This window comes from Kitasatospora sp. NPDC101447, assembly GCF_044767225.1.
Taxonomy (GTDB): Bacteria; Actinomycetota; Actinomycetes; order Streptomycetales; family Streptomycetaceae; genus Kitasatospora.
This window is the reverse complement of sequence record NZ_JBIWNL010000013.1, coordinates 200,468-224,479: the sequence shown is the minus strand read 5'-3', so window position 1 is coordinate 224,479 and position 24,012 is coordinate 200,468. Positions and strand designations below refer to the sequence as shown.

The 24,012-nt window shown below is 74.7% G+C and carries 17 protein-coding genes and 1 pseudogene; 9 read left to right on the top strand and 9 right to left on the bottom strand.

The window, feature by feature from the left end; all coding sequences use genetic code 11:
- Positions 1-117: 117 nt before the first annotated feature.
- The gene (locus ACIRST_RS20815) at positions 118-747 is read left to right on the top strand and encodes a hypothetical protein (RefSeq protein ID WP_402803457.1); all 630 of its coding nucleotides are present in this window, start codon (positions 118-120) and stop codon (positions 745-747) included.
- A 99-nt stretch (positions 748-846) separates the two neighbouring features.
- Here ACIRST_RS20815 and ACIRST_RS20810 read toward each other — a convergent pair whose 3' ends face one another.
- On the bottom strand, positions 847-1,377 hold the full coding sequence (locus ACIRST_RS20810; RefSeq protein ID WP_402803454.1) for a hypothetical protein: 531 nt from the start codon (positions 1,375-1,377) through the stop codon (positions 847-849).
- Between the two features lie 218 nt (positions 1,378-1,595).
- On the opposite strand from ACIRST_RS20810, the gene ACIRST_RS20805 reads away from it, so the two are divergent.
- Positions 1,596-2,051 carry an SRPBCC family protein gene (locus tag ACIRST_RS20805; protein ID WP_402803451.1) on the top strand — a complete coding sequence of 152 codons (456 nt, stop codon included), beginning with the start codon at positions 1,596-1,598 and terminating at the stop codon, positions 2,049-2,051.
- A 95-nt stretch (positions 2,052-2,146) separates the two neighbouring features.
- On the opposite strand, the gene ACIRST_RS20800 is transcribed toward ACIRST_RS20805, so the two are convergent.
- The 3 genes from ACIRST_RS20800 to ACIRST_RS20790 form a co-directional block, all read right to left on the bottom strand.
- Complete coding sequence (locus ACIRST_RS20800; RefSeq protein ID WP_350520533.1) at positions 2,147-2,794, bottom strand: hypothetical protein; 648 nt, start codon at positions 2,792-2,794, stop codon at positions 2,147-2,149.
- A 247-nt stretch (positions 2,795-3,041) separates the two neighbouring features.
- On the bottom strand, positions 3,042-3,704 hold the full coding sequence (locus ACIRST_RS20795) for a response regulator (protein WP_402803449.1): 663 nt from the start codon (positions 3,702-3,704) through the stop codon (positions 3,042-3,044).
- Positions 3,701-4,948, bottom strand: a complete 1,248-nt coding sequence (locus ACIRST_RS20790; protein ID WP_402803447.1) for a sensor histidine kinase — start codon at positions 4,946-4,948, stop codon at positions 3,701-3,703. Before ACIRST_RS20790 ends, ACIRST_RS20795 begins: the two co-directional genes overlap by 4 nt.
- 267 nt (positions 4,949-5,215) lie before the next feature.
- Between ACIRST_RS20790 and ACIRST_RS20785 the strand changes: the two genes are divergently transcribed.
- Positions 5,216-6,694 carry an alpha/beta hydrolase family protein gene (locus ACIRST_RS20785; RefSeq protein ID WP_402803501.1) on the top strand — a complete coding sequence of 493 codons (1,479 nt, stop codon included), beginning with the start codon at positions 5,216-5,218 and terminating at the stop codon, positions 6,692-6,694.
- A 743-nt stretch (positions 6,695-7,437) separates the two neighbouring features.
- Here ACIRST_RS20785 and ACIRST_RS20780 read toward each other — a convergent pair.
- Complete coding sequence (locus tag ACIRST_RS20780; protein ID WP_402803445.1) at positions 7,438-8,154, bottom strand: hypothetical protein; 717 nt, start codon at positions 8,152-8,154, stop codon at positions 7,438-7,440.
- A 146-nt stretch (positions 8,155-8,300) separates the two neighbouring features.
- Positions 8,301-8,996: a TetR/AcrR family transcriptional regulator C-terminal domain-containing protein gene (locus ACIRST_RS20775; protein WP_402803443.1), complete on the bottom strand. Its 696-nt coding sequence runs from the start codon at positions 8,994-8,996 to the stop codon at positions 8,301-8,303.
- Positions 8,997-9,093: 97 nt separating this feature from the next.
- Between ACIRST_RS20775 and ACIRST_RS20770 the strand changes: the two genes are divergently transcribed.
- On the top strand, positions 9,094-10,590 hold the full coding sequence (locus ACIRST_RS20770) for an APC family permease (protein WP_350520526.1): 1,497 nt from the start codon (positions 9,094-9,096) through the stop codon (positions 10,588-10,590).
- 325 nt (positions 10,591-10,915) lie between these two features.
- On the opposite strand, the gene ACIRST_RS20765 is transcribed toward ACIRST_RS20770, so the two are convergent.
- A complete protein-coding gene (locus ACIRST_RS20765; RefSeq protein ID WP_402803441.1) occupies positions 10,916-11,914 on the bottom strand; it encodes a 1-aminocyclopropane-1-carboxylate deaminase/D-cysteine desulfhydrase in 999 nt (332 codons plus the stop codon).
- Between the two features lie 157 nt (positions 11,915-12,071).
- The gene (locus tag ACIRST_RS20760) at positions 12,072-12,929 is read right to left on the bottom strand and encodes a patatin-like phospholipase family protein (RefSeq protein ID WP_402803439.1); all 858 of its coding nucleotides are present in this window, start codon (positions 12,927-12,929) and stop codon (positions 12,072-12,074) included.
- Between the two features lie 333 nt (positions 12,930-13,262).
- Between ACIRST_RS20760 and ACIRST_RS20755 the strand changes: the two genes are divergently transcribed.
- From ACIRST_RS20755 to ACIRST_RS20735, 5 genes are all read left to right on the top strand, one after another.
- Positions 13,263-17,108, top strand: coding sequence for a hypothetical protein (locus tag ACIRST_RS20755; protein WP_402803438.1), 3,846 nt, complete (start codon positions 13,263-13,265; stop codon positions 17,106-17,108).
- A gap of 3 nt (positions 17,109-17,111) precedes the next feature.
- The gene (locus ACIRST_RS20750; RefSeq protein ID WP_402803436.1) at positions 17,112-20,870 is read left to right on the top strand and encodes a hypothetical protein; all 3,759 of its coding nucleotides are present in this window, start codon (positions 17,112-17,114) and stop codon (positions 20,868-20,870) included.
- A gap of 83 nt (positions 20,871-20,953) precedes the next feature.
- The gene (locus ACIRST_RS20745; RefSeq protein WP_402803434.1) at positions 20,954-21,886 is read left to right on the top strand and encodes a hypothetical protein; all 933 of its coding nucleotides are present in this window, start codon (positions 20,954-20,956) and stop codon (positions 21,884-21,886) included.
- Between the two features lie 7 nt (positions 21,887-21,893).
- Positions 21,894-22,661: a hypothetical protein gene (locus tag ACIRST_RS20740; protein WP_402803432.1), complete on the top strand. Its 768-nt coding sequence runs from the start codon at positions 21,894-21,896 to the stop codon at positions 22,659-22,661.
- On the top strand, positions 22,658-23,566 hold the full coding sequence (locus ACIRST_RS20735; RefSeq protein WP_402803431.1) for a glutathione synthase: 909 nt from the start codon (positions 22,658-22,660) through the stop codon (positions 23,564-23,566). Before ACIRST_RS20740 ends, ACIRST_RS20735 begins: the two co-directional genes overlap by 4 nt.
- Positions 23,567-23,649: 83 nt before the next feature.
- On the opposite strand, the pseudogene ACIRST_RS20730 reads toward ACIRST_RS20735, so the two are convergent.
- A pseudogene (locus ACIRST_RS20730) lies at positions 23,650-23,940 on the bottom strand (hypothetical protein); the annotation flags it as partial.
- Positions 23,941-24,012: the final 72 nt, after the last annotated feature.

Below are 24,012 nucleotides of genomic sequence, written 5' to 3'. Positions count from 1 at the left end.
TCGCGCACCCCGGTGCGTACCGGCACCCGGGCCTGCGGCCCGCTGCCGTACGGCAGTTCGCCACTGGTCCGAACGGCCGGAGCGTGACCTCGACGGTGCTGGTGAGTTCACCCTGGCATGACGCATGTGACTCCCCTGCCCGGCGGCCGGCCCGACGACGACCACGAGCACCACGACGACAGGCAGTACGACGACACGCAATATGACGACACGCACGATGACGGCAGGCGGCCCGGCGACGGCGGTGACGCGGGGCTGGTGCTGTTCGCCGCCGACCGGGCCGACTACGCGGCGGCCCGCGTCGCCCGTGCGCAGCAGGACCCGGCGGAGTGTGCCGGGGCGGATCGCACGGCGGTGCGGCAGCGCGCACAGGTGGCGGCCGCGGCGGTGATCGCGGCGGCGGCCGCCGGCCGCGCGGCGGTGTGGGTGGCGGAGCTGGCCGCCCGTACCGGCCGACGGCAGGTGGCCGAGTACGCGGCCGCCGTCCTCGCGTGCGGCCGGGACCTGGACGACGAGGACGGCTTCGACGGCGGCGTGCCCGAGGAGGTCACCCGGGTGCTCAGCGGGGCGGTGCTGCTCGACGATCCCGGGCTGACCGCCGGCGAGGGTCTCGCCCTGGCGGCGGTGGGCGCCATCGCCCTCGCGATGCCCCGCACCATCACCGCCGGCGACCCCGTCCGGCAGTTGCCCGACCTCGCCCGCCACCTCGACCTGGCCGTGAGCGCCGGCCGCACCGCCGACGTCTGACGCGGCGGGGCGGCGGCGGTGCGGGGGCGGGGCGGGGCGGGGCGGGGCGGGGGCGACGTCGCGGCGAGCGCGACAGCCGGGCCGGGCCGGGCCGGGCTGCTACCGGACCGGGCCGGCCAGCGTCTCGATCGGGCCCACGTCCTGCTTGGGCGGGCGGGTGAGGCTCGCCAGCTCCTCGGACGGTTCGCTCCCGTCCCTGACGGCCGCCACAAAGGTCCTGGCCTCCTGCAGGCTCACCCGCGGGGCCTGCCTGCGCAGGTGCTGCATGGCGGCGGCGGTCCCGACGGTGTTCGCGAGCCGGCGGACGTCCGCGGCGAGGGGATCGGGCGCCCTGAAGCCCTTGACCTCCCAGAGGTAGTCCTCTTCCCAGTCGTCGGTCCAGCGGCAGCCGGGGACGAAGTGGATGCTCCCGTCCTCCCGGTCGACCAGGTAGGGGCCGCCGTGGAGGAACCCCCGCTTGGCGGGGTCGCGGGCGCCCTCGGCCGACGTCCAGTGGACGAGCCACCCGACCGTCCGCTCCTCGACGGCGTAGACGGCCAGCTCCGGGATCAGCCTCGCCCACGACCAGTTCGGCAGCTCGCGCGCCAGGTAGGACTCGACCAGCTCGACCGCTCGTTCCTCGGAGATCACGGTCCCATCCTTCCCCCCGGGTCAACCGGATTTCCGCGCGTCCCGGCGCCCTCGCGCGGCCCCGGCCCCGGTGCCCAGGCCCGGGCGACCGGCGGCGCGCCGGTTGCCGCCACCGGGCTCACGGCCCAGATTGGCAGGGACACCGCCTGCGCGTTCGCCGCCGTTCGGCAGCCGCTCGGCGGGTCGGCCGACAGGACGGCGTGGAGAGGCGAGGCCCGATGAGCACGGTGGTGGAATCGATCGACGTGGAGGTGCCCGTCCGCGTCGTCTACGACCAGTGGGCGACCTTCGAGGACTTCCCGAAGTTCATGGAGGGCGTGGAGGAGGTCCGGCAGCTGGACGACCGCCACGCGCACTGGCGGACCAGGATCGCCGGGCTGTCCCGGGAGTTCGAGACCGAGGTGATCGAGCGGGTGCCCGACGGGCGGGTCGCCTGGCGGACCACAGGCGAGAGCGTGAAGCACACCGGCACGGTCGACTTCGAGGCGCTCGGCGCGGCCCGGACCCGGGTCACGATGACCATGGACTTCCAGCCCACCGGCTTCGCCGAGAAGGCCGCCGACAAGCTCGGCATACTCGGCGTCCAGGTCCGCGGCGACCTGCGCCGCTTCAAGCGCTTCATCGAGGACCTCGCCGCCGGGACCGACCCCGGGCCGTCGCCGGAGGGCACCTGACGGCGGCGGAGTCGGCCCGGGGCCAGGGCCGGGGCCGGACCAGCCGCGTCGGCCGGTCCGAGCGCGGCGAGCTCTGCGGATCGGGCCGTCGGCGGTCAGGTGTTCAGCCGGAGCTGCAGGCGGCAGCCGCCGGGGCGGTTGTCGGTGTCGACGGCGAGCGCCACCGGGTGGCCCGGGGAGGCGGTGTATTGGTCGTTCGGGAGCGAGCCCCCGCACTGGGTGACGTCGCCGTCCCCGGCGTACCGGATGTCGAGGGTGACGGCGTGCTCGGTGTTCGACACGAGGAAGGTGAGCGTGCACCCGCCCGGTCGACTGTCCGTGTCGATGCGGATCGCGGGGCCGAAGGTGCGGTCCGTCGTCGAGGTCGGGATCCGGTAGTCGCCCTGGTTGCCGCACTGACCCGGGCCGGTACCGGGGGCGGACTGCCACGCGTACCGGACGGAGACGGAGCCGAGCACGTTCTGCGGGTCGAACATGCCGAACGCGAGCCGGCAGCCGCCCGGGCGGTCGTCGGTGTCGAGCCGGATCTCGTCGGACCATTCGCCGCTGACGTGCCACTGGTCGCCCTGGCGTCCGCCGCACTGGGCGGGGTCGCCGTCCGGGTCGAAGCGGATGCCGAAGGCCACGGCGCCGGGTTGCCGGGGCACGGCGTGTGCGGTCGGGGCGGGGAGGAGGGCCGCGGTGGCCGTCGTCGCGGTGGTGGCGGTGAGCAGGGCGAGTGTCGTCCGGATGACGTGGCGCACGCTGGCGGTTCCCTTCGCTACGGGGCCTCACGGCCCTCTTGAGGCACAGGGATTCCGGCAGCGTGGACACGCCAAACGGAAACGGGAGTTCCGGACTGATATGTCGCTGGGAAGGACGGCGGACCGCCACCCGGTGCGCCTCCCGTCGCGGTCTCCCGAGCCGGACCCCGGGGTGGGCCCGGGGTGGACCCCCGACAACGCCGTTGCCGGGAGGCACGGTTGACCGGCGCTCTTCCCGGCGGCGGGGTCATGCCGGATGGACGAGGCGGTTCTCGTAGGCGAAGATCACGGCCTGGATCCGGTCGCGGAGTTCGAGCTTGTGCAGGATCCGCCCCAGATGGGACTTCACGGTCGCCTCGGCGAGGTGCAGGGCGGCCGCGATCTCGATGTTGGACAGGCCGCAGGCCACCTGGACGAGCACCTCGCGTTCGCGGCCGCTGAGCCGCTCCAGCCGCTCGTCGTGGTGGGTGCCGCCGCCGTCGGGGATGTGCGGGCGGAGGTCCTCCAGCAGGCGGCGGGTGATCCGTGGGGAGAGCACCGCGTCGCCCGCGGCGACGTTGCGGATCGCGGTGAGCAGTTCCTCGGGCCTGGTGTTCTTCAGCAGGAAGCCCGAGGCGCCGGCGTTGAGCCCGGCGAAGGCGTACTCGTCCAGGTCGAAGGTGGTGAGGATCAGCACCTTGCTCTGCGGGGCGATCCTGACGATCTGTCGGGTCGCCTCGATCCCGTCGGTCCCGGGCATCCGGACGTCCATGAGGACGACGTCGGGGCGCAGTTCCCGGACGAGGCGTACCGCCTGGCTGCCGTCCGCCGCTTCGCCGACCGGCGTCATGTCGGGCTGGGCGTCCAGGACCGTGCCGAAGGCCATGCGGAGCAGCGCCTCGTCGTCGGCGATCAGGATGCGGATCGTCATGCGGACACCGCTCCGCTGCTGCCGAGGAGGAGGCGGGTGTGCACGCCCCAGCCGCCGCCCGGGAGCGGGCCGGCCCGCAGCGTCCCCCCGTAGGCGGCCGCGCGCTCGCGCATGCCGGGGATGCCGTGGCCGGGCGGTGCGGCACCGAACGGTGCGGCACCGGACGGTGCGGCGGCGGGGGGCTGCGGGCAGGGGCCGTTGTCGGTGACGTCCACGGTGACGGTCTCGGCCGCGCACCGGATCCGGACGTTCGCGCGCGTGCCGGCGGGGGCGTGCTTGAGGGTGTTGGTCAAGGCTTCCTGCACCAGGCGGTAGACGGTGAGTTGGGCGGTGGCGGGTACGTGGCCGTGGCCGCCGTGGAGGTCGAGGCGGGTCGGCAGCCCGGTGGCGCACATCTGCTCGGCGAGGGCGTCCAGTTGGGCGAGGCCGGGCAACGGGTGGCGCTCCGCGTCCGGTTCGTCGGTGCGCAGGATGCCCAACGAGCGCCGCATGTCGGTCAGGGCCTGGCGGCCCGTCTCGGAGATCTGGAGCATCGCGGCGGTGGCCCGGTCGGGCGACCGGTGCTGGGCGTAGACGGCGGCGTCGGTGAGCGCGACCATGACGGACAGGTTGTGGGTGACGATGTCGTGCATCTCCCGGGCGATGCGCGTCCTCTCCTCGGCGACGGCCAGTCGCGCCTGCTGTTCCTGCTCCCGCTCCAGGCGTGCGGCCCGTTCCACCAGGGCCGCGAGGTAGGCCCGGGTGGTCCGCGCGTTCACCCCGAGGACGGCGGCGGCCACGGCCGTCGCGGTGACAGCGACGAAGGGGGTCAGGAACGCGCCGTCCGCCGCCCAGCGCAGGCAGGCCAGCAGGACCCCTGCCTCCACGACGGCACCGGCGACGAGCACGCCGCGCCGGCCGGAGTGCGCGGCCGCCGTGTAGAGGGCCACCAACAAGGCGACGTCCGCGGGCAGTTGGACGTCCATCAGCCACTGGACGAAGGCCGCGGCGGCCACGGCGGCGAACACCGTCAGCGGGGCCCGGCGCCGCCACAGCAGGGGCAGCGCGAGGGCGGCGGTGAGGGCCGCGGCCACCGGCAGCTCCCGCGGTGTGCGGGTGGTCAGGACGTTGAGGAGGAGGAGTGCAGGCAGCAGCGAGTCCCACACCACGGGCGGCAGTCGGGTGCTCCAGCGCCCGGCGGCCGTGACCAGCCGGGCCCGGTGCCGCACCCACTCCCGCACCCGCTCCCCCGCCCACTCCCCCACCCGCGCCCACTCCCGTACGCTTCGCGCCGCCCCGCACATACCGCTCCCCGGCACGTCGCAGCCTGGTCACGGTAGGCCGCGCGCCCCGCGGAGCGCATGATCCCACCGACTGATCGCCCCGCGCCCGGATACGACCTCAGGAGGAGCCCCGCTACCTCCCGTGGTCGCAACGCGGCCGCCGATCCGGCGCTCCCGGACCCTGCTCCGGTCGCACCGGAGCCGCCACGCATGACGACCGCGGTCGCACACGGCGACGACCCGGGGCCGATGCGGCGGCGCACACCCCGCGCCGAGCATGACCGGGTGACCGAGATCATCGAGGGACCGCAGATGTCCCCCCTGGAAATCCTCGCCCTGCTGGGTGCCGCCGCGCTGGTGGTGGCGCGCTGGCTTCCCCCCGCCGCCCGACCGCGTGTCACGATCGCGGCGGGAGCGGTTCTCGTGCCGTCCGCGATCGTGCTCGGCGTGACGGGGATCCGCTGGCAGCTGCTGCCCGTCCTCGCGGGCGCCGCCCTCGCGCTGCCGTTCGCCCTCGCTCCGCTGCTGCGCCGCCGTACCGGCCGGCCGGCGTGGCGGGCCCGCTGGTGGCTGGCGCTGCCGGGATCGGTGGCCTGCGCCGGCCTGATCGCCACGGGCCCGGTGGCCGCCTGGGCCTTCCCCGTACCCGTGTTCCCCGAGCCGACGGGCGGCTTCGCGGTCGGCACCCGCGTGGTGCAGTGGACCGACCCCGGCCGCCCCGAGACCTTCACCGCCGATCCGACCGACCTGCGCACGGTCGTCGTCCAGCTCTGGTACCCCGCGCAGAAGAGCCCGGCGGGCGCGCGGCGGGCCCAGTACCTCGGGCGCACGGAGCAGGAGGCGCGCACCGTCTCCGAGGCGCTGGCCCGCGGCGTCGGTCTGCCGGGGTTCCTGGTCGACGGTGTCCCCCGTGCCCGCAGCCGCTCGGTCTTCGACGCCCCGGTGGACGGCAGCGGGGGCCGGTTCCCGGTCGTCCTGTTCTCTCCCGGGTCGGGCGGAGTGCGCACCCAGAACACCGCCTGGGCGGAGGAACTGGCCAGCCACGGCTACGTGGTGGCCGCGCTCGACCACCCGTACGACTCCGCCGCGGTCGTCCTCGCCGACGGCCGGACGATCACCGGCGAGACCGCCTCCAGCGGTGACGCGGAGAAGGACGAGGAACTGGCGGCCGGCTGGACGGCGGTCCGGGCCGCCGACCTCGGCTTCGTCCTCAGTCGGCTGGACGCCGTCGACCGCGGCGAGGGCGCCGACCCGCTGACCGGCCGCCTGGACACCGGCCGGGTCGCGGTGGCCGGCCACTCCATGGGCGGCGCCGCCGCCCTGCAGGCAGCCCGGCAGGACCACCGGTTCGACGCCGTCATCGACCTGGACGGCTTCCCCCACGGCCCCGCCTCGCCCGCCCTCGTCCAGCCGACCCTCGCGCTCACCCAGGCCGTCACCCCCGGAACCGACCCGCGCTACCTGCCCCGGCTCACCGCGGCCCTGGACGCCGACACCGCGACGAGCTACCGGCTCACCGTCCCCGGCGCCGCCCACCTCACCTTCATGGACGGCCCGCTGTACCTGCCGCCCGTGCCCTCGATCGTCGGCTCCCTGGGCCGCACCGAGAGCCCGCGCGTCGTCGCCGGAGCCACCCTGGCCTTCCTGGACGCGACGCTGCGGGCCGCACCCGGGGACCTGCCCGGCGCCCTGCGGACCTACGGCGACCTCACCGTCCACCACCCCTGACAGCAGCAGCCGACCGGTCGGCGGTCCTGTGTCGTCGGTGGGCGACGACACGGGACCGCCCCCGCACGCCCGGCAGGCCGGGCCGTCTTGTCCCGGCCACGGCGGCGGTGCACGATGGCGTTTCCGGCTGCCGTGGGAGGGGTGCAGACGCATGTTCGGACGCTTCGGCCGTCGACGCGCGAAGGCAAAGGAAGCACAGCAGGCAACGGATGCCAAGGGGGCTCGGGAGCGACCGGTGGTTCCGCCGACGGAGCCGCAACCGCAGCCGGACGACCGCCCGTTCGAGGGCAAACTCGTCTCGGCGTCGGCCGTGGAGACCGGACTGCACTCGGCGAGGCTGTTGCGGGCTGCCAGGGACGAGCTGGCCACGACGCTCGGCGCGTACTTCGACGAGCAGGTCTGGCGCACCGAACCGCAGCTGATCATCTGGCGCAGAGCGCCAGTACGAGGAAGTCCGGTGGGAGGCGGCGGACTGGGATGCGAGCCCGGTCGACTGGCGCAAGGCCCGGCGCACCTACGCCTACCGATGGGTGTACCGGACCAGGACACGGACCACGTACGTCCTGACCATGACCGTCACCCCGGAGGGAGTCGTCGAGCTGGAGGGTGAGGGGAACCTTCGGCGCCTGCGGCTGCCCGTCACGGCGGAGGGTGTCGACTCCTTCCTCGGCCCGGTCCGCTGAGATCGCGGGCCCGGCAGCCGGGCGGGACCGGGGCCGCTGCGGCGTGCTCGGCGCCCGCGATCAGGGGCTGACGGTGGCCGACGGGTCCGGGGTCGGTGTGTTCGGACGGATCTCGTAGCGAGCCGGGCGGCACTGGGCGGTGTCCGACGGGCACACCCGTGCGCGGACGGACGGGGGATTCGAGGGCTGCGGGGCCGGCGCGCCGGACATCCTGGGGAGGTAGGCGTACTCGACGATCGTGAACTTCCGGCCGCCGCCGAAGTCCACCACGCGCTGGTGCAGCGGCCCGTAGACGTGGTCGACGTCGTCCTTGAGCACGACCTTTCCCGCATCGCCGGGGAAGACGGCGATGATGTCCCACTCTGTCAACCAGGTCGCGAACGGCTGGTCCGCGAGGGAGGCGAGCGACTGGCCACCAAGGGCCGCGCCACCGCCGTTCCGGATCGCGGCCACACACGTCACCTCACCCTCCCCCAGCCACACCACGACCGCGCGGCTCTGCCCGGCCGCGTCGTCGAGCACGATCATGTCCGTCAGGGAGGGCGCCGGACAGACCTCCGGGACCAGGTGCCGTCCGATCAGGGCATTCACGATCCACTGTGCCGAGGCCGGGGCCGGCTGCGACAGCGTCACCCCGGGCTCCGTCGGTGCCGGATCCAGGACGGTCGGGAACGGCAGCTCGGCATCACCGCTGCTCTGCCCCGTACAGGCCACGGCCCCCAGCGCCAGCACCACCGCCCCTGCCGCACACCCCGCCACCCGCGCCATCCGAAGCATCGCGCCTCCCCCGTCGCCCTCCCCGCGAGTCTTCCCGCTGCGGCGGCCCGGAAGCGTCCGCGGACAGCAACAGCCTTGCACGGAAGGCGTCTTGACGGATCGTGGTCGCCCACCGCCGCCCACCGGCGGCCCCGGCACTACCGGCGCTACCGGCCCGTCGGGTCGGGGATGCGGGCGGCGGGTGCGGCTCCGGCGGGTGCGGCACCGGTGGGTGCGGTGCGTCCGCGGTGTTCGACGCCGTCGAGCAGGAGGCGGAGTCCGAGTTCGAAGCCCCGGTCGTCCAGGTCCGACGCGCCGTCGCGGGCGCGGGAGGCTTCCAGGGAGTCCGCGAGGGCGGGATAGTCCGGCCGGTAGGCGTCCGGTGTCCGGGTGAAGCCGGCGGTGAAGGTCTCCAGCGCGGAGCCCAGCACCAGGTAGTCGAGTGCGGCTGCGGTCTCCGCCGCGTCGGCCGGGTCGAGGCCGGCCCGGCCGAGTGTGGCCAGCAGGGTGTCGTAGCCGCGCAGCGCGCGGTCGGCCTCGACGCGGCGGCGGGCCAGCAGGGCGATGGTGTTGGGGTGCCGCAGGAAGACCGCGCGGTAGCCGCGCGCGTACGCCGCGAGGCCGGCCCGCCAGTCGGGGTCGGCGAGCGGGGCGTGGTCGATCTCGTCGTTGACCAGTTCGGAGACCGCGTCGACCAGGGCGTCCTTGCTCTGGATGTGGTTGTAGAGCGAGGCCGCCTTGACTCCGAGCCGCTCCGCGAGCGCTCGCATGGTCAGGCCGTCGGGGCCCTCCTCGTCCACCACCTGGAGCGCGGCATGTGCGATCCGTTCGCCGGTCAGCAGCGCCCTGCTCGGTCGACCCACTGGGGAATCCCCTCTTCCGCTCTGCGTTTCCTGCGGCTATCGTGCCAGACCAGCAGCGGTTGCTAACAAAGTTAGTTTTATCAGGAGGGCGCACCGCATGGCCGAGAACACCCCGTCCGATGACGACACGCTGGCCGCGCTCGGCTACCGCCAGGAGCTCAGACGCAGCCTGAGCGTCCTCGGCAACGTCTCCATGGGCTTCGCCGTGGTCAGCCCCGTCGTCGGGCTGTACGCCGCCGTGCAGGTCGGCATGAGCGTGGCCGGCGGCGCCTGGGTCTGGGCGCTGCCGCTGTGCCTGCTCGGGCAGTGCCTGGTCGTGGCCGTCTACTCGGAGCTCGCCTCCCAGTGGCCGCTGGCCGGCGGCGCCTACCAGTGGGGCCGGCGGCTGGCCGACCCGGCCTTCGCCTGGCTGACCGGCTGGATGTGGCAGTTCGCGGTGATGTTCGGCAACACCACCGTCGCCTACCTCGCCTCGCCCTGGCTCTTCGCGCTCTTCGGCGCCGTTCCGACGCCCACCGAGCAGGTGCTCGTCGCGGTCGGGTTCGTGCTCTTCTGCACCCTGGTCAACGCCTACGGCATCGACCTCCTGCGCCGGTTCGTCAGCCTCGGCATCGCCGCCGAGGCGGTCGCCTCCGTCCTCGTCGGCTTCACCCTGCTGCTGGTCTTCCGGCAGCACGGCCTCTCGCTGCTGACCGACTTCCTGCACGCGCCCACCGGGCGCGGCATCGGCGGCACCGGCGCGCTGCTCGCCGCCCTGGCCATCGCGGGGTGGGCGTTCGTCGGGTTCGACGCCTGCGTGTCGACGGCGGAGGAGACCAAGGACGCGGCCCGGCAGGTGCCCCGGGCGATGTGGTGGTCCCTGCTGAGCGTCGGGCTCGTCGTCATCCTGAACGCGGTCTCGGTCGAGCTGGCGCACCCGAGCCCCGCCGACGTCGTCTCCGGCCAGGACCTGGACCCGGTGACCACCGCCGTCACCCACGCGTTCGGCGGCTGGGCCGACAAGCCCTTCGTCCTCGTCGTCCTGATCAGCTTCACCGCGTGCCTGATGGCCTCCCAGGGCGGCGCGGCGCGCGGGCTCTACTCCCTCGCCCGCGACGGCGTCTTCCCGTTCTCGCGCCAGGTCCGCAGGGTCAACGGGCGCCGGGCGCCGATCGGCGGCCTGGTCGCGGCGACGCTGATCAGCTGCGCCGCCCTGCCGCTGGGCCTGAGCACCTCGGCCATCGGCAGCCTGATGACCTTCGGCAGCGCGGCGATCTTCGCACCGTTCTTCCTGATCTGCCTCGTCGCCCTGGCCGCCCGCCTGCGCGGCTCCTGGACGCCCGCCGGCGCGGTCGGGTACGGGCGCCTCGGCACCCCCGTCAACCTGCTCGCGGTGCTGTGGACCGGCTTCGAGCTGGTCAACATCTGCTGGCCGCGCGCCGCCCTCGCCCCGGCCGGGGCGCCCTGGTACCAGATCTGGGCGGCACCGCTGGGCGTCGCCACCGTCACCCTCGCCGGCCTCGCCTACCTGCTCGTGCGCCGACCCGACCGCCGCATGGGCGACATCGACCGGGACCGGCCGCTGGGCGACGAGCTCGCGCCCGCCGTCCTGTAGCCGGCTCGCGCCGGGCTCCCGCCGCCGCCACCCCCGCCCGGGGCGATGGCGGCGGCGGTGGCTGCGGGGGTGGCGGTGGCGGTGGCGATGGCGGTCGATCAGAAGGCCGATGACCTGCTAATGTTCTTCTCGTCGCGAGGGAGATCATTCCTCGCCAGGCGTCAGCGGTGCTACCAGAGCACGTCCTACTTTCAGTAGGAAGAGTCCGTGCAACCCGGGCCTGGCGCTCCACAGTCGGACGAGGTCTGGCGCCCCTACGGGTGCCGGGCCTCGTCCGCGTTCTGCCGACCGTTCGCCGGGCCGACGGGCATCAGGTGTCAGGCGGCTACCTGGGGCCGAAGGTGTTGAGGAAGACCACGGGTTCTCCGCCGAACCGCCCGGCGGCGTCCAGTTCCAGCAGCGCCGCCAGCGCCTTGGCGGTGTACGTCTGCTCCAGTTCCAGGCCCGCCCCGGACGCCGCCCGGTCGAGCGCCGCCGCCCCCGGCGCGGTGGGGTGGGCGTAGCCGGCGCCGAGCCAGCCGTACTCCGTGACCACGTCCGCCGGGCCGGGCTCCGCCCCCGGCAGGCGGGCGCCCCGGGCCCGGAGCAGCGCCAGCGACTTCCGGGCCAGCGCGGTGAGCGTCGGACCGTCCAGCCGGAGGGTGTCGTTGACCACGACGCCCAGCACCCGGGTGCGCAGACCGGCCAGCCGCAGCCCCAGCGCCAGACCGGCCGCGGTACCGCCCGAGCCGACCGCCGTCACGATCCATCCGGGCTCCGGCAGCAGGCCGTCCGCCACCTGCCCGGCCAGTTCGAGCGCGCACTCGACGTACCCGAGCGCCCCGAGCGGCGAGGACCCGCCCGCCGGGAGGAAGTAGGGCGGGGTGAGGCCGTGCGCGTGCCGGACGAACAGCCACGGTGCGGCGAGGACCAGCCGGGTCCTGGTGTGCAGGAAGTGCAGCCTCGCGCCACTGGCGCGCAGCCGCCGCAGCTGGGCGCGGACGTGGTCGTCGACCGGATGGTCGATCAGGCCGAGGGCGACGTCCAGGCCCAGTTCGCGGGCGTAGAGGGCGGCCGCGAGGCCCCAGTTGGTGCCGAGCCCGCCGACGGTGAGGACCGTCCGGGCACCCCGGCGGCGGGCCTCGGGCAGCAGCCACTCCAACTTGCGGACCTTGTTCCCGCCCCAGCCGCCGCGCCCGTACCCGCTCTCGTCCTTCAGCCACACCGCGGACCGGCAGCCGAGCCCGGCCAGCGGGCGCACCGGAGTCGGCGTGTCGCCCAGCCGGAGGTACGGCAGCGTCCCGGTCAGCTCCGGCCAGCGCCGGTGGAGCAGGGGAGGCGTCATGGGGCCGACGGTAGGGCAGCACCGGGCCGTTGCCCAGTGCCGGGACGGCCCGGGCCGGTTTCCGGTACCGACGGCGGTCGGTGACGACACGACGGCTGCCCGGGCCGCGGGCCGGCACACGACGGGTGAGCGGCGGTCCGGGCGGACGGACCGCCGCTCAGCCTCCGGCCGTGCCCTGCACCGGCCAGGTGCGGCCGACCGTGGCGGCGAGGGCCGCGCCCTGCCGGTGGCCGGCCCGGGCGGCGGCCGGGCGCCGGCTGTCGGCGGTGAGGTCGCGTCCCATCGCACGGCGGGCGTCGGCGTCCGGGGTGATCAGGGTGGTGTGGGTGCCGGCGGCCCGGAGCTCCGCTGCCTGTTGCCGGGCGCCGGGGTGCGGTCCGACGGCCGCGGGGACGGGCGAGAGGGCCAGCACCTGCCGGTGGCCGGCGGCGAGTTGGAGGTTGCCGGTGGATCGGGTGCCGCCGTCGATCCACCGCCGCCCGAGGGCGGCTGCGGGCGGCCAGACCAGGGGGACGGCGCAGCTGGCGGCGACGGCCTCCACGAGGTCGAGCCCGGAGTGCGCGTCGAAGGCCTCGACGTGTCCGGTCTCCGCGTCCACGGCGGTGATCCGCAGCGCCTGCGCGGGCCAGGCGGTGGCGTCGCGCAGCAGGGTGCGCACGGTGTCGTGGAGGTCCTGGGCGGGGGCCGGCCGGGCGGTCAGGGCGGCGTGGCCGAGGCGCCGTACGGAGCGTTCCGGGTCGCGGGTGCCGAGGGCCGCCCACAGGTAGCGCAGGGTCTGCGCGACGGTGACGCCCATCTCGACCCGGTCGAGCCGGGCCAGTTGACGTTCGTACAGCTCGCGGGCGTCTTCGCCGCCGGCGAGCCGGGCGCCGAAGACGGCTCCGGCCGAGGTGCCGATGACGGTGTCGGCGGCGGTCGGATCGATCCCGCCGTCGGCCAGGCCCGCGAGGACGCCGGTCAGCCATGCCCCGCCGACCGGTCCGCCGCCGCCCAGTACCAGTGCCGTCCCATGCATGGCGTTCCTCTCCCCGACTCTCCGACCACAAGAAACGGGGAATGGTCCCCGTTTCTCTCTCGGGTGAGCGTACACCGGACGAGGGCGGCACGGCACCGGCGGGCACGGCCCCCGGCCGCACCCACACCCGCACCTGGGGCCGTCCGCCCCCGACCGACGCCGCTCCCGCTACGGTCTGTCAGGAAGAACGGGCCGTTCGGGGGGTGAGCCTACGCACGGTCACCGACGTTGATGCGTGGGCGAAGCAGGAATAGCCTGGAAAGACCGAGGGCCGGCGGGTGCCGGAAGGTGCGGCACCCCCGACTGTCGCCGGTCGGATGCTGGGGGCACCCCATGCGAGATCACTCGACGCGGGCCCTGGCCCTGTGTTCCCCGGGGCACGGCGACCTGCACCTCTTCGTCGGCGCGCAGAACGGCGTGGTGCGGCACCGGACGTTCGACGGCTCCTGGAGCGCGTGGCGCGATCTCGGCAGTCCCTGGTCCTCGCCCGGGGAGCCGCGTCCCGGGGTTACCGGGACGCCCGCGGGCTTCGGATCCGGCTGGCTGGACGCGACGGCGGTCGAGGGCGGCGCGGTCGAGGTCTTCGCCCTCGGCGCCGAGGGCGACCTGCGACGCCTGCGCCTGGACGACGAGGGGCGGGGCAGGGAGCGGCCGGAGTGGACGTCATGCGGCGTGCTGCCCCGTGGTCTGCTCCCCCAGGGTTCCGCGCCGACCGGATTCACCGTCGTGACGGCCGGGGGCAGCGACGTCCACGTCCTCCTGTGGACGGGCGCGCCGGACCGGCAGATCGTGCACTGGCGTCCGTCCGGCCGGGCGGTCGTGCTGCCCGTCGGCGGCCGGGCCTCCGGGCTGGTCGCCGCCGTGGCGGAGGCGGCGGAGGCGGGCGCCGCGCGGGGAGCGCTCCTGGTCGCGGACACCCACGAACGGCACCTGCTCCGCGGCCACTTCGCGGTCACCGAACCACCGGCCTACGAACCACCGGCCGACGAACCACCAAGCAACAGACCGACGGCCGACGAAGCCGCGGCCCACGACGCTCCGACGTGGGAGGACCTCGGGGAGCTGCCCGACGGGCTCGACCGCTCCCCCACCTGCATCGCCGCGACGGAGCACGACGTCTTCCTCGGCGGCGACCGCGGCCTGTGGCACTCCGCCCTGGAGCCGTGGCTCGGCTGGGAGCACCTCGGCGGCGACCTCTCCGCCCCCGACACCGGGCTTCCCCTGCTGGCCGCCGTCGAGTCCGGGGACGGCCGGATCGACGTGCTCGCCGTCTGGGCCGGGGCCGCCCTCATGCACCGACGGTTCGACACCGCGTGGTCCGCGTGGCACCTGGTCGACCTGCCGAGCGCGACTCCGGGCACAACACCGGGCGCGACACCGGGCGCGGCGCCGGGCACGACACCGGGCACCGCCCCGGGCACCGCCCCGAGCGCAGCCCCGACCAGCTACGCCGTGCTGCGCCCGGACGACCTCGTCACCCTGACCCTCCGGGGCCGGGGCCTGCACGAGCAGACCCGGCCCGACGGCACGGTGCAGCTGGTGCCCGACCCGGGCGGCGGCCGCCTGATCGTGGAGGTGCCCCCGCAGCACCTGGCCGAGACCGTGGTGGAGTCCGGCATGCCGCCCCAGGGCTACCTCTCCGGACCGTCCACCCTGTCCTTCGCCGTCGGCCCGGACCCGGTCGTCCTCACCGTGGAGGGCCTGCTCGACGCGATGGAGCGCCTCCCCCTGGTCACCACCGCGGCCTCGGCGGCGGACGAGGTGACCCGGCTGGAACTCCCCTGGCGCCTCGTCCTCGCCCTGCAGGGGCAGCCGCGCTGCGCCCACCGCAGCCGGCCCGCCACCGGCACCGGCGGCGGCACCGAGCTCTGGCACAGCCGGGTCCACGACCCGGCCGGCGGGCTGACGGCGCGCCCCCTGCGCGCCGTCCCCGGCGGTACGAACCTGGGCACGCCCCTGGACGCCTGGCTGGACCAGATCGTCGCGGCCGCGGTCCAGAACCCGGGCATCCCGGTGGCGGTCGACCGGCTGATCCTGAGCGCCTACGGTGCCCGGTTCTCCGCCTCCGCCCACTGGCCCCACCTGGAGTGGGCCCACGACGCCGCGCTGGGCCGGGACTTCCACGTCAAGGTCGCCGCCACCGGCGCGCTGTTCCCGTTCGGCCACCGCGCGGTCTACGTGGAGGTGACCGACCGGCGGTTCGACGGCACCGATCCCGCCGTGGCCGCGCTGCACCGGCAGAGCTTCCTGATCGTCACCGAGCCCGTCCGCGACGACTACGGCATCGGCGCGGGCGGCACGCACGAGCGGCGGTTCCCCTTCCAGCGGGTCACGATCGACCCCGGTCAGGCCTCGGAGCTGGACGACGCCTCCTGGATCCCACTGGGCGCGTCGCCCGGCGCCCCGCGGTGCTTCTGGCCGCGGCGCAGCGGTGGACCCGTGGTGTTCACCCTCCGGGCCGGCGCGGGGCAGCAGGAGGTGGAACTGCACCTGCCGCTGCTGTTCGTGGAGGACGCGGCGGCCGACGCCGCGCACGCCGCGGCCCTCGACGGGATCTACGGCGGCGGTCCCGGTTCGGGCGCCTTCGCGGGCCCGGGGCGGCCGGTCTCGGACGTCGGCAGCCGTATCCCGCTCGCCATGGTGTCGCGGACCGAGGCGGCGGCGGGCGCGGTGCAGGAGGTGCAGTCGATGACCTTCGGCGGGCTCGGCGCGGGGCACTCCCCCACCGGGGTGGGCTTCTACCCGCAGGTGACCCAGCTGGCCGTGGGGCTGCCGGCGGCCCGCCAGCTGCTGGGCCCGCTGCCGGCGCTGCCCGCGACGCTCTCCAAGGCGCTCGTCGACACCCCGCCGGGCCAGCCCCCGGCGGAGGCGCTGCTGGACCTGGTGACCCCGAGGCCGCTCGACTTCGGCGCGGCCGGGGCCCGCGCGGGGTCGCTGGCCGCCCCCGACATGACCGTGACGCAGATCTCGCGCACGCTCGGGCCCACCGTCGGAAACGCGCTCCCGCAGGATCCCACGAAGCTGTTCGCCCCGGACGCGACGCTGTTCGGCGTCGTCCCGCTGCGTGACCTGATCGCCGTCGTCAGGGACCAGCCGAAGCTGCTGTGGCTCGGCGAGGGGACGGACACCCCGTCCGCTAAGCTCACCTGGCGCCAGCCGCTGGAGAAGGCCTTGGCGCCGTTCTACCCCGACGCCGGGTCGTCGGTGTCCATCGAGGCGCTGGCGCAACTGGTCGGCGGCAAGCCGCAGATGCACGCGACCGGGACGATCGACAAGTTCAGGCTGGTGATCCCCGCGCAGGGCCCGGGCGCGCTCGTCACGCTCACCTTCGCGTCCGTCGTCTTCACCGCCGACGCCGGCCGGAGCCTGCACCTCGACGTCACCCTGTCGGACGTGGAGCTCGACGGGACGCTGAAGTTCCTGCGCACCCTGCAGGACCTGATCCCGCAGGCGGGGCGCGGCGGCCCGCGGATCGACGTGTCGGCCACGGCGATCACGGCGTCGTACACCCTGGCCGTGCCGACCGCCGGCCTGATGGTGTTCAGTCTGCAGAACCTCACCATCCGGATCGCGGTCACGCTGTCGCTGACCAACCGGCCGATCGCGGTGGACTTCGCCTTCGGCACCCGGGAGAAGCCGTTCCTGGTCACGGTCTCCGGCTTCGGCGGCGGCGGGTACCTGGAACTCGGGATCGGCGCCGGGGGCCCGGACAGCGGGCTGCAGCGACTCACCGGCGGGATCGAGTTCGGCGCCGCCGTCACCATGGACTTCGCCATCGCGTCGGCGGAGGTGCACGTCTTCGGCGGCGTCGTCTTCGCCAAGAACGGCCGCGACACCGAGATCACCGGCTACCTGCGGATCGGCGGCAGCGTCTCCGTGCTGGGGCTGATCAGCGTGTCGATCGAGCTGACGCTCAGCCTGACGTACGACACCGACACCAATGTGCTGAGCGGTTCGGCCAGGCTCGTCATCACGGTGGACCTGACGTTCTTCTCCAAGACCGTGACGCTGGAGTGCCACAAGAGCTTCGGCGGCTCCTCGCACCTCGCCGCACCGGCGGCCCACGCCGGTCCGGCCCTGGCGGCCGGCCCGGACCCGTCGTCGGTCGAGGCGGCGCTGGGGCCGCAGGGGCCGTCGTTCCCCTGGCAGACGTACTGCCAGGCGTTCGCAGGGGAGTAGCGCATGTCGTCGACCGGCCTGGAGCGGCAGTTCGTCTGGACGGTGGTCCCGGCCGGCCGGGTGACGCCGGCGGCCGCCGGGTCCGAGCCGATGGCGGTGTTCTCGGTGCTGCTGACGCCGCGCCTGATCGGCCCGGGGACGGGCCGGCTCACGGTGGCGGACTTCGGGATGCAGCGCTGGCCGGAGCGGTCCGCCGCCCTGCACTTCGACGTGTTCCGCGCCGGGACGTCCGTGCCGGCGTCGCCGGTCCCGTACACCGCGCTGGACGGGACGGTCGTGCGGTTCTCGCCCGCCGAGCAACTCGCCGCCTGGCAGGCGCTGTTCGGCGCCGGCACGCTGGTCGAGCCGTACCGGGCCGCCTTCTACGACGGCCGGGACACCCGGGCGTTCCCCACGGGCGAGGCCGGCGCGGAGGTCCGCGGCATCTACACCGCCACCGCCCGGGCCCACGCCGTGCACCGGGGCGTGGCGCCGGAGGGCGACGCCGGGCTCCGGGCCGCCCTGCGGGAGATCACCGACCTGTGGCAGACCGGCCTGCTGCCGCCCGGGGACGGGGCGGCACGCGCCGCCGAGGACCAGCCGGCCCTCGCCCGGGCGTACGCCTTCTACCGGCGCAGCGCCGCCGAGTTCAGCCCGCCGGAGAGGCTCGCGGCGCCGCCCGAGCGCGAGTTCCACGACACCGTCGCGCACCTCGCCGACCACCCCGTCGTGCTGCGCGCGCTCGGCCTGCTGACGGACCTCGCCGTGCCGGCCTCCCGGCTGGGCGGGGCCGACCCGGCGGAGCTGCGCGCGGTGCCGCGGTGGCCGAGCCCGGACCCGAACCCGCCGCCGGGCTGGACCGGCGCCACCCAGACCGACCTGTCGCCGCGCACCGCCTACACGCTGAACGGGACGCGCTTCCTGCCGGCCTCCGTCGACGGGCCGACCTCCACCGGCTTCAGCCAGGGGATGCTCCCCCTGTCCGGAACCGGCATGGGAACCGGAGCCGAGGCCGCGCCCGCCGGGAACGCCCGGTTCGAAGTCGTGCCCTTCGACGTGGACGGCGCCGCCCTGCGCCTGGTGAGCGCCGCCCGCTCGGACGCCGCGTCCGCGCCGCCGTCCGTCGCCGACACCGCTCCGCCCGGCGCGCTGCCCGCCCTGCACTCGATGGGGTTCGCGCTCGTCGACCGGAGCCGGGAGACGGAGCACGGCAAGCAGCTCCAGCGGGCCCGGCAGCGCGCGACACCGTCCGGCCTGCAGGCGTCCGCACTGCTGGCGGACTCCCTCCTCGGCGGCTACCGGCTGGACGTGTACGACGGCACCAGCAGGACGTGGCACTCGCTGTGCCGGCGCCGGGTGCACTACACCGTCGGCGGCGTGCCGCTCGGGCCCGCCACCGTGGCGGGGCTGCCGGACGAGGGGTACCTCAGGCCCGGCGGGGCCGCCACCGGCGCCGGCCCGGCCGACGTGCTGTACCTCCACCAGACGGTGGCCCGCTGGGACGGCTGGAGCCTGGTCGCCCAGCGGCCCGAGCGGATCGTGGCCACCGGCGACACCCGGCCGGCCGCGGCCGCCCCGCCCCTCGACGCGGCCGTGACGTGCGACCTCGGCTCGCTGCCCCGGCTGCGCTTCGGCCGCTCCTACCGGCTGCGGGTCAGGATCGCCGACCTGGCCGGAGGCGGCCTGCGCGCCGAGGAGGTCGGCGCCGTCGAGGAGCAGAGCGACGACCTCGTCTACCGGCGCTTCGAACCGCTGCCCCCACCGGAACTCGTGCCCACCCGGGCGTTCGACGACGGCGACGGCCAGGACCGCATGGTCATCCGCAGCGACCGCGGCGTGTCGGTGGCCGACTACGCCGCCCACCACGGGTACCGCGCCTACGACCTGCGGCACCTCCTGCCGCCGAAGTGCTCGCTCGCCCTGGCCCTGCAGTACGACGGCGCCTTCGACCAGGCCCTCGGCCCCACCGCGTCCGCCGCCGACGTGACCCGGCTCTTCGGGACCGCCAAGCGGGCGGACCGCGGGCTCACCGACGTCCCGGGTGCGCAGACCGTCGGAACCGACCCGGCATCCGGCGCTCCGTCACCGTACGTCACCCTGCCCGAGACGGACGTGGTGCTGCCCTGGCTGGCCGACCCGAGCGGCGCCTTCATCGCCCTGAACGCGCGGCCCCGGCCGCTGGGCCCCACCGGGCAGCCCGGGCCCATCGTGCCGTCCGACCGGTCGGTGATCGCCGTCTGGCAGGGCAACTGGCCCGACCGCCAGACCGCGACCGTGAAGCTGGAGGCCGCCGCGAGCGGCTGCACGGTGCGGAACCTCGACCGCCGCCACCTCTCGGTCGGGCTCGGCCCCGCGGAGCAGGTGACCTTCGACATCCCGTCCTGCATGCCGTACGAGCACGTCGACTACCTCGGCATCGCCCTGTGGCTGGGCGTCGACCCGGTGAACCCGGCGACCTTCCAGGACGTCGTGCACGGGAAGAACCGGCTGATCACCCCGCCGCGCACGGTCACCATGGTCCACGCCGTGCAGCGACCGCTGACCGACCCGGGCGGACAGCTGACCGCGCAGCGCAAGCCCGGCGACCACGACGCCGTCCTCGGCACGGACGGCCTCGCCATCGACATCCCCAGCACCGGGCGGATCGACCTCCACGCCGAGTGGTCCGACCACGACGACGCCCCGCCCGCCCCGCCGACGGTGCACGAACGGATGGCGCACGTCGGCTCGTACGAAGTCCAGCACCTGCCACCGAAGGACGCGCTCCCGGTGATCCGCCAGGAGTTCGGCGACACCCGCCACCACAAGGTGAGCTACACCGTCACGGCGGTGTCGCGCTTCGAGGACTTCTTCGGGCGCGCGCTCGCGGCCGATCCCCGCGCCTGCCTCGCCACCGGAGCGCTCGCGGACACCGACGTGCCGAGCTCGGCCCGGCCCCCCGCACCCCGACTCCTCTACGGCATGCCGACGTTCCGCTGGAGCCGGACCGTCGACGGGCAGCGCTCGCTCACCCGGCTGCGCCGCGGCGGCGGCCTGCGGGTCTTCCTCGAACGGCCCTGGTACGCGTCGGGCGACGACGAGGCCCTGGCACTGCTCGCCTTCCCCACCGCGCCGGCCCCCGCCGAAGCCCTGCGCTACGTCGGCGTCGCCGGACGCGACCCGATCCGCGGCACCGGGGCGCCGCCCGGCACCCTCACCCGCTCCCAGGTCAACGCACCGCAGTGGGCACAGGTGACGCTCCCCGAGCTCCAGCGGGTCCTCGACGCCGGGCTGTACCAGGTCGAGTTCGACGACCAGGAGGACCGCTGGTACGCCGACCTCGACCTCGCCCCGGTGGTGTCCTCGTCCTACTTCCCGTTCGTCCGGCTCGCGCTGGCCCGCTACCAGCCGCACACCGTCACCGACGTGCCGGCCGTGTCGCAGGTGGCCCTGACCGACCCCGTCCAGCTGCCGCCCGACCGGCGGCTGACAGTCACCCGCAGCCCCGGGCAGGCCACCGTGGTCCTGGACGGCCTCGGCGCCGGTGGCGCGGGGAACACCGTCCGGACCGAACTCCAGGTCCTGGACGCGGGCGTGCCGGCGACGGCCGACGTCGCGGGCTGGTCCACCGTCCTGACGACCACGGCCGTCCTCGGGCACACGGCCCCCGTCAGCCTCCCCGACACCGGGCAACGGCCCCAGCGCCTGGTCGTCCGGGAGTTCGAGACCCAGCCCGTCCCGGCCGGCGGCGACGGGACCGGACGACCGGTGTTCCTCGACATCGTTCCGCTCGGCACGTGGTGAGCGGCCCGACGCCGTCGTTGCCACGGGCCGCAGAGCTTCAGACAGTCAGAGAACCAGAGAAGGCGATCACGGTGGTATTCCAGATGTTTCCCGACACCGGCCAGGTCAGGCTCGCGAACCAGGCCACCACCGGCCTGGTGGCCTTCGACGTGGACCCGACGGTGTCACCGTGGTTCCTGCACGTGGTGGCCGTCGGGCCGAACTGCCAGCCGCTGCGCGGCAGGGCCCCGGACATCGAACTCCGGGCCGGTCAGGGGCTGATCACGGCCGTACCGAAGCAACCCGCCGAGGCGGCCGTCCCCGACGAGACCGGCAGGACCGTCGCGACCGCGTCCTGGACCCGGGACACCGCCGACGTCTTCACGGTGCAAGTGGAGATCTCCGATCCCGGAGTCTCCACCTGGAACCTGCGCATCACCAACAACGACCCGCAGGAGCTCGGCTTCGTCTGGACCTCGGCCCCGTCCGACGCGGAAGGCCGGCAGCCCCGGATCCAGATGGCCACGTCGCTGCACGTGAACGTACTGGAGACGACGGCCGACCAGGTGGTGCCCGTCGCGAACATCGGACCGGGCACGCTGACCTTCGGCGGATCCGCCGACACGGACATGGGCGCCGGGTTCGTGCTGCACAGCTTCCCCGCCAGTCTGGCCACCAACACCTGCGACCGGATCGTGATCAGGATCGCCTCCGGCGGCCAGTTCGCCGCGGACACCGCGACCGCGAACTTCACCCTGAACTGCAACGACACCGTCGCGGGAGAGAAGACGTTCCAGCTCACGCGTGAACGGCGGAAGGTGACGAAGGAGGGGAAGGAGTGGAAGGACAAGGAGAAGGACGGCAAGGACAAGGAACACAAGGACCACGTCGGCAAGGAACTTGAGTCGCACGTCCCGGTCGGCGGACATGGTCTCGGCCAGGGGGCCGGACACTTCATCCCGGCCGACCAGCGGCCCGACCTCGCGGACAGCGCCCTCGGGAACGAGGACCCCGAGACCGGTCCGGGCCGGGGGTAGGCCCCGCATGTGGCTGGTGCTCGGCGACCCCGCCGACCGGGCGGCGCTGTGGGCCCACGAGGGACTGCGCGAACGCGGACTTGAGCCGCTGGAGCTGCTCTCCCCGCAGGCGCTGCTCGGCTCCACCCGGTCGGCGCACCGCGTCGGCCGGCACGGGGCGGGCTTCGAGATCGTCCTGCCGGACGGCCGCCTCCTCGACAGCCGGGAGGTCTCGGGCGTGCTCAACCGGGTGGCCGCGGCGCCCTTCGGACTGCTGCCCTTCGACACGCACGGCGACGCCCTCTACGCCCAGGAGGAGTTGAGCGCCCTGCTGCTCAGCCTGCTCACCTGCCTCGCCCCGGTCGCGGTCAACCGGCCCTGCGCGACCGGGCTGTGCGGAGCCTGGCGCTCGACGGCGGAGTGGACGGTGCTCGCGGCGCGGGCGGGACTGCCGGTGCCGCCGGCGCGGATCTCCAGCAGCCCCGGCCCCGAGCCGGACCGGGCCGCCGTTCCTGACTCGGACGGTGTCCTGGTGCTCGGCGATCGGGTCTTCGGTGCACCCTCGCTCGCGGCCGAGGACGAGGAGGCGTGCGTACGCCTCGCACGGCTCGCCGGCACCGACCTGCTCGGGCTCGACCTGCACCTGGACGACGAACAGCGCCCGGTCTTCGGCGGCGCGAGCCCGCTGCCCGACCTCCGCTCCGGCGGCGAGCCGTTCCTCGACCACCTGCTCGACCACCTCACCGCGCTCCCCGCCCTCCGCGCCCTCCCCGCCCTCCCCGAGGCAGCCCGATGATCGCCGTCTGCGGCATCGCGAGCGAGACGCCGATCGCCCGGGTCACCGCCGCGCTCGACGACCTCGGCCTGCCCTACACCGTCCTCCACCAACGACACTTCCTGGAGCTGCCGTTCGAGCTGGAGGCCACCGGCACGGGCGTCCGGGGCCGGCTGACGGCGGACGGCGGAACCGTCGACTGCGCCGAGGTGACCGGCATCTACGCCCGGCTGATGGACTGGCGGCGGCTCCCCGAGACCCGCCACCCGGACGAGGACGTCCTGCAGCGGTGCCGGGCCTGGCACGAGGCGTTGAGCAGCTGGATCGAAGTCGCTCCCGGCCGGGTGATGAACCGGGCGGCCGCATCGGCGTCGAACGCCTCCAAGCCCCACCAGGCCCAACTGATCCGCCGGACCGGCTTCCTGGTGCCGGAGACCCTGGTCACCAACGACCCCGAGCTGGTCCACGACTTCGGGGAGCGCCACGGCGAGCTGGTCTACAAGTCGATCAGCTGCCAGCGGTCCGTCGTGCACGCCCTCGACCGGGAGGCCACCGCCCGGTTGCCCCTCATCCGCTCCTGCCCGGTCCAGTTCCAGCAGCGCGTCCGCGGTACCAACATCCGCGTGCACACCGTGGGCGACGAGGTGTTCGCCACCCGCATCACCACCGACCGCGTCGACTACCGCTACGCCCACCACGACGGCGGCCGCGCCGAACTCTCCCCCTGGCAGCCGCCCGACGACCTGGCCCACCGGTGCCTGCGCCTGGCCGACGCCCTGGGCCTGGACCTGGCCGGCATCGACCTGATGCTCACCGACGACGGCGACGTCTACTGCTTCGAGGTCAACCCCAGCCCGGCCTTCACCTACTTCGAATCCCACACCGGCCAACCCATCGCCCGCGCCATCGCCCTCGCCCTCCGCTGACCCCGACACCGACGCCGACGCCGACGCCGACGCCGACGCCGCCCGCGGTGCCGCGTCCTCCCGTTGCGCGAACCGGTGGTCGGTCACCGGCCGGCCTCCTCGTCCGCCTGCTCGTTCTGCTCCGCGGCCGGGGTCCGCTGGGCGGGGACACCGGTCCGTTCGTTCTGGAGGTCCCACAACTCCCTGAACCGGCCGCCCTCGTCGGCCACCAGCTCGGCGAACGTGCCCTCCTGGAGGACCCTGCCGTCTTCGAGGACGACGATCCGGTCGGCGACGGCCACGTTGGTGAGCCGGTGGGTGACCAGGACGACCGCCCGCTCCCACGCGACGGCGCGCAGGTTCCGGAAGATCCGGTGCTCGGCCCGCGGGTCGAGGGTTATCTATAGCTGCCAAGTATCTGTCCACGTCGGACGGCACGGCTACCCGGAGGCATGTTAGGCACGATC

What these genes read in the sequence shown, in the direction of transcription:
- ACIRST_RS20745 (WP_402803434.1), top strand. Translation starts at nt 20,954, where the DNA reads ATGTTTCCCGACACCGGCCAGGTCAGGCTCGCGAACCAGGCCACCACC.
- ACIRST_RS20795 (WP_402803449.1), bottom strand. Translation starts at nt 3,704, where the DNA reads ATGACGATCCGCATCCTGATCGCCGACGACGAGGCGCTGCTCCGCATG.
- ACIRST_RS20755 (WP_402803438.1), top strand. Translation starts at nt 13,263, where the DNA reads ATGCGAGATCACTCGACGCGGGCCCTGGCCCTGTGTTCCCCGGGGCAC.
- ACIRST_RS20780 (WP_402803445.1), bottom strand. Translation starts at nt 8,154, where the DNA reads ATGCTTCGGATGGCGCGGGTGGCGGGGTGTGCGGCAGGGGCGGTGGTG.
- ACIRST_RS20770 (WP_350520526.1), top strand. Translation starts at nt 9,094, where the DNA reads ATGGCCGAGAACACCCCGTCCGATGACGACACGCTGGCCGCGCTCGGC.
- ACIRST_RS20815 (WP_402803457.1), top strand. Translation starts at nt 118, where the DNA reads ATGACGCATGTGACTCCCCTGCCCGGCGGCCGGCCCGACGACGACCAC.
- ACIRST_RS20740 (WP_402803432.1), top strand. Translation starts at nt 21,894, where the DNA reads ATGTGGCTGGTGCTCGGCGACCCCGCCGACCGGGCGGCGCTGTGGGCC.
- ACIRST_RS20765 (WP_402803441.1), bottom strand. Translation starts at nt 11,914, where the DNA reads ATGACGCCTCCCCTGCTCCACCGGCGCTGGCCGGAGCTGACCGGGACG.
- ACIRST_RS20760 (WP_402803439.1), bottom strand. Translation starts at nt 12,929, where the DNA reads ATGCATGGGACGGCACTGGTACTGGGCGGCGGCGGACCGGTCGGCGGG.
- ACIRST_RS20750 (WP_402803436.1), top strand. Translation starts at nt 17,112, where the DNA reads ATGTCGTCGACCGGCCTGGAGCGGCAGTTCGTCTGGACGGTGGTCCCG.
- ACIRST_RS20785 (WP_402803501.1), top strand. Translation starts at nt 5,216, where the DNA reads ATGCGGCGGCGCACACCCCGCGCCGAGCATGACCGGGTGACCGAGATC.
- ACIRST_RS20735 (WP_402803431.1), top strand. Translation starts at nt 22,658, where the DNA reads ATGATCGCCGTCTGCGGCATCGCGAGCGAGACGCCGATCGCCCGGGTC.
- ACIRST_RS20805 (WP_402803451.1), top strand. Translation starts at nt 1,596, where the DNA reads ATGAGCACGGTGGTGGAATCGATCGACGTGGAGGTGCCCGTCCGCGTC.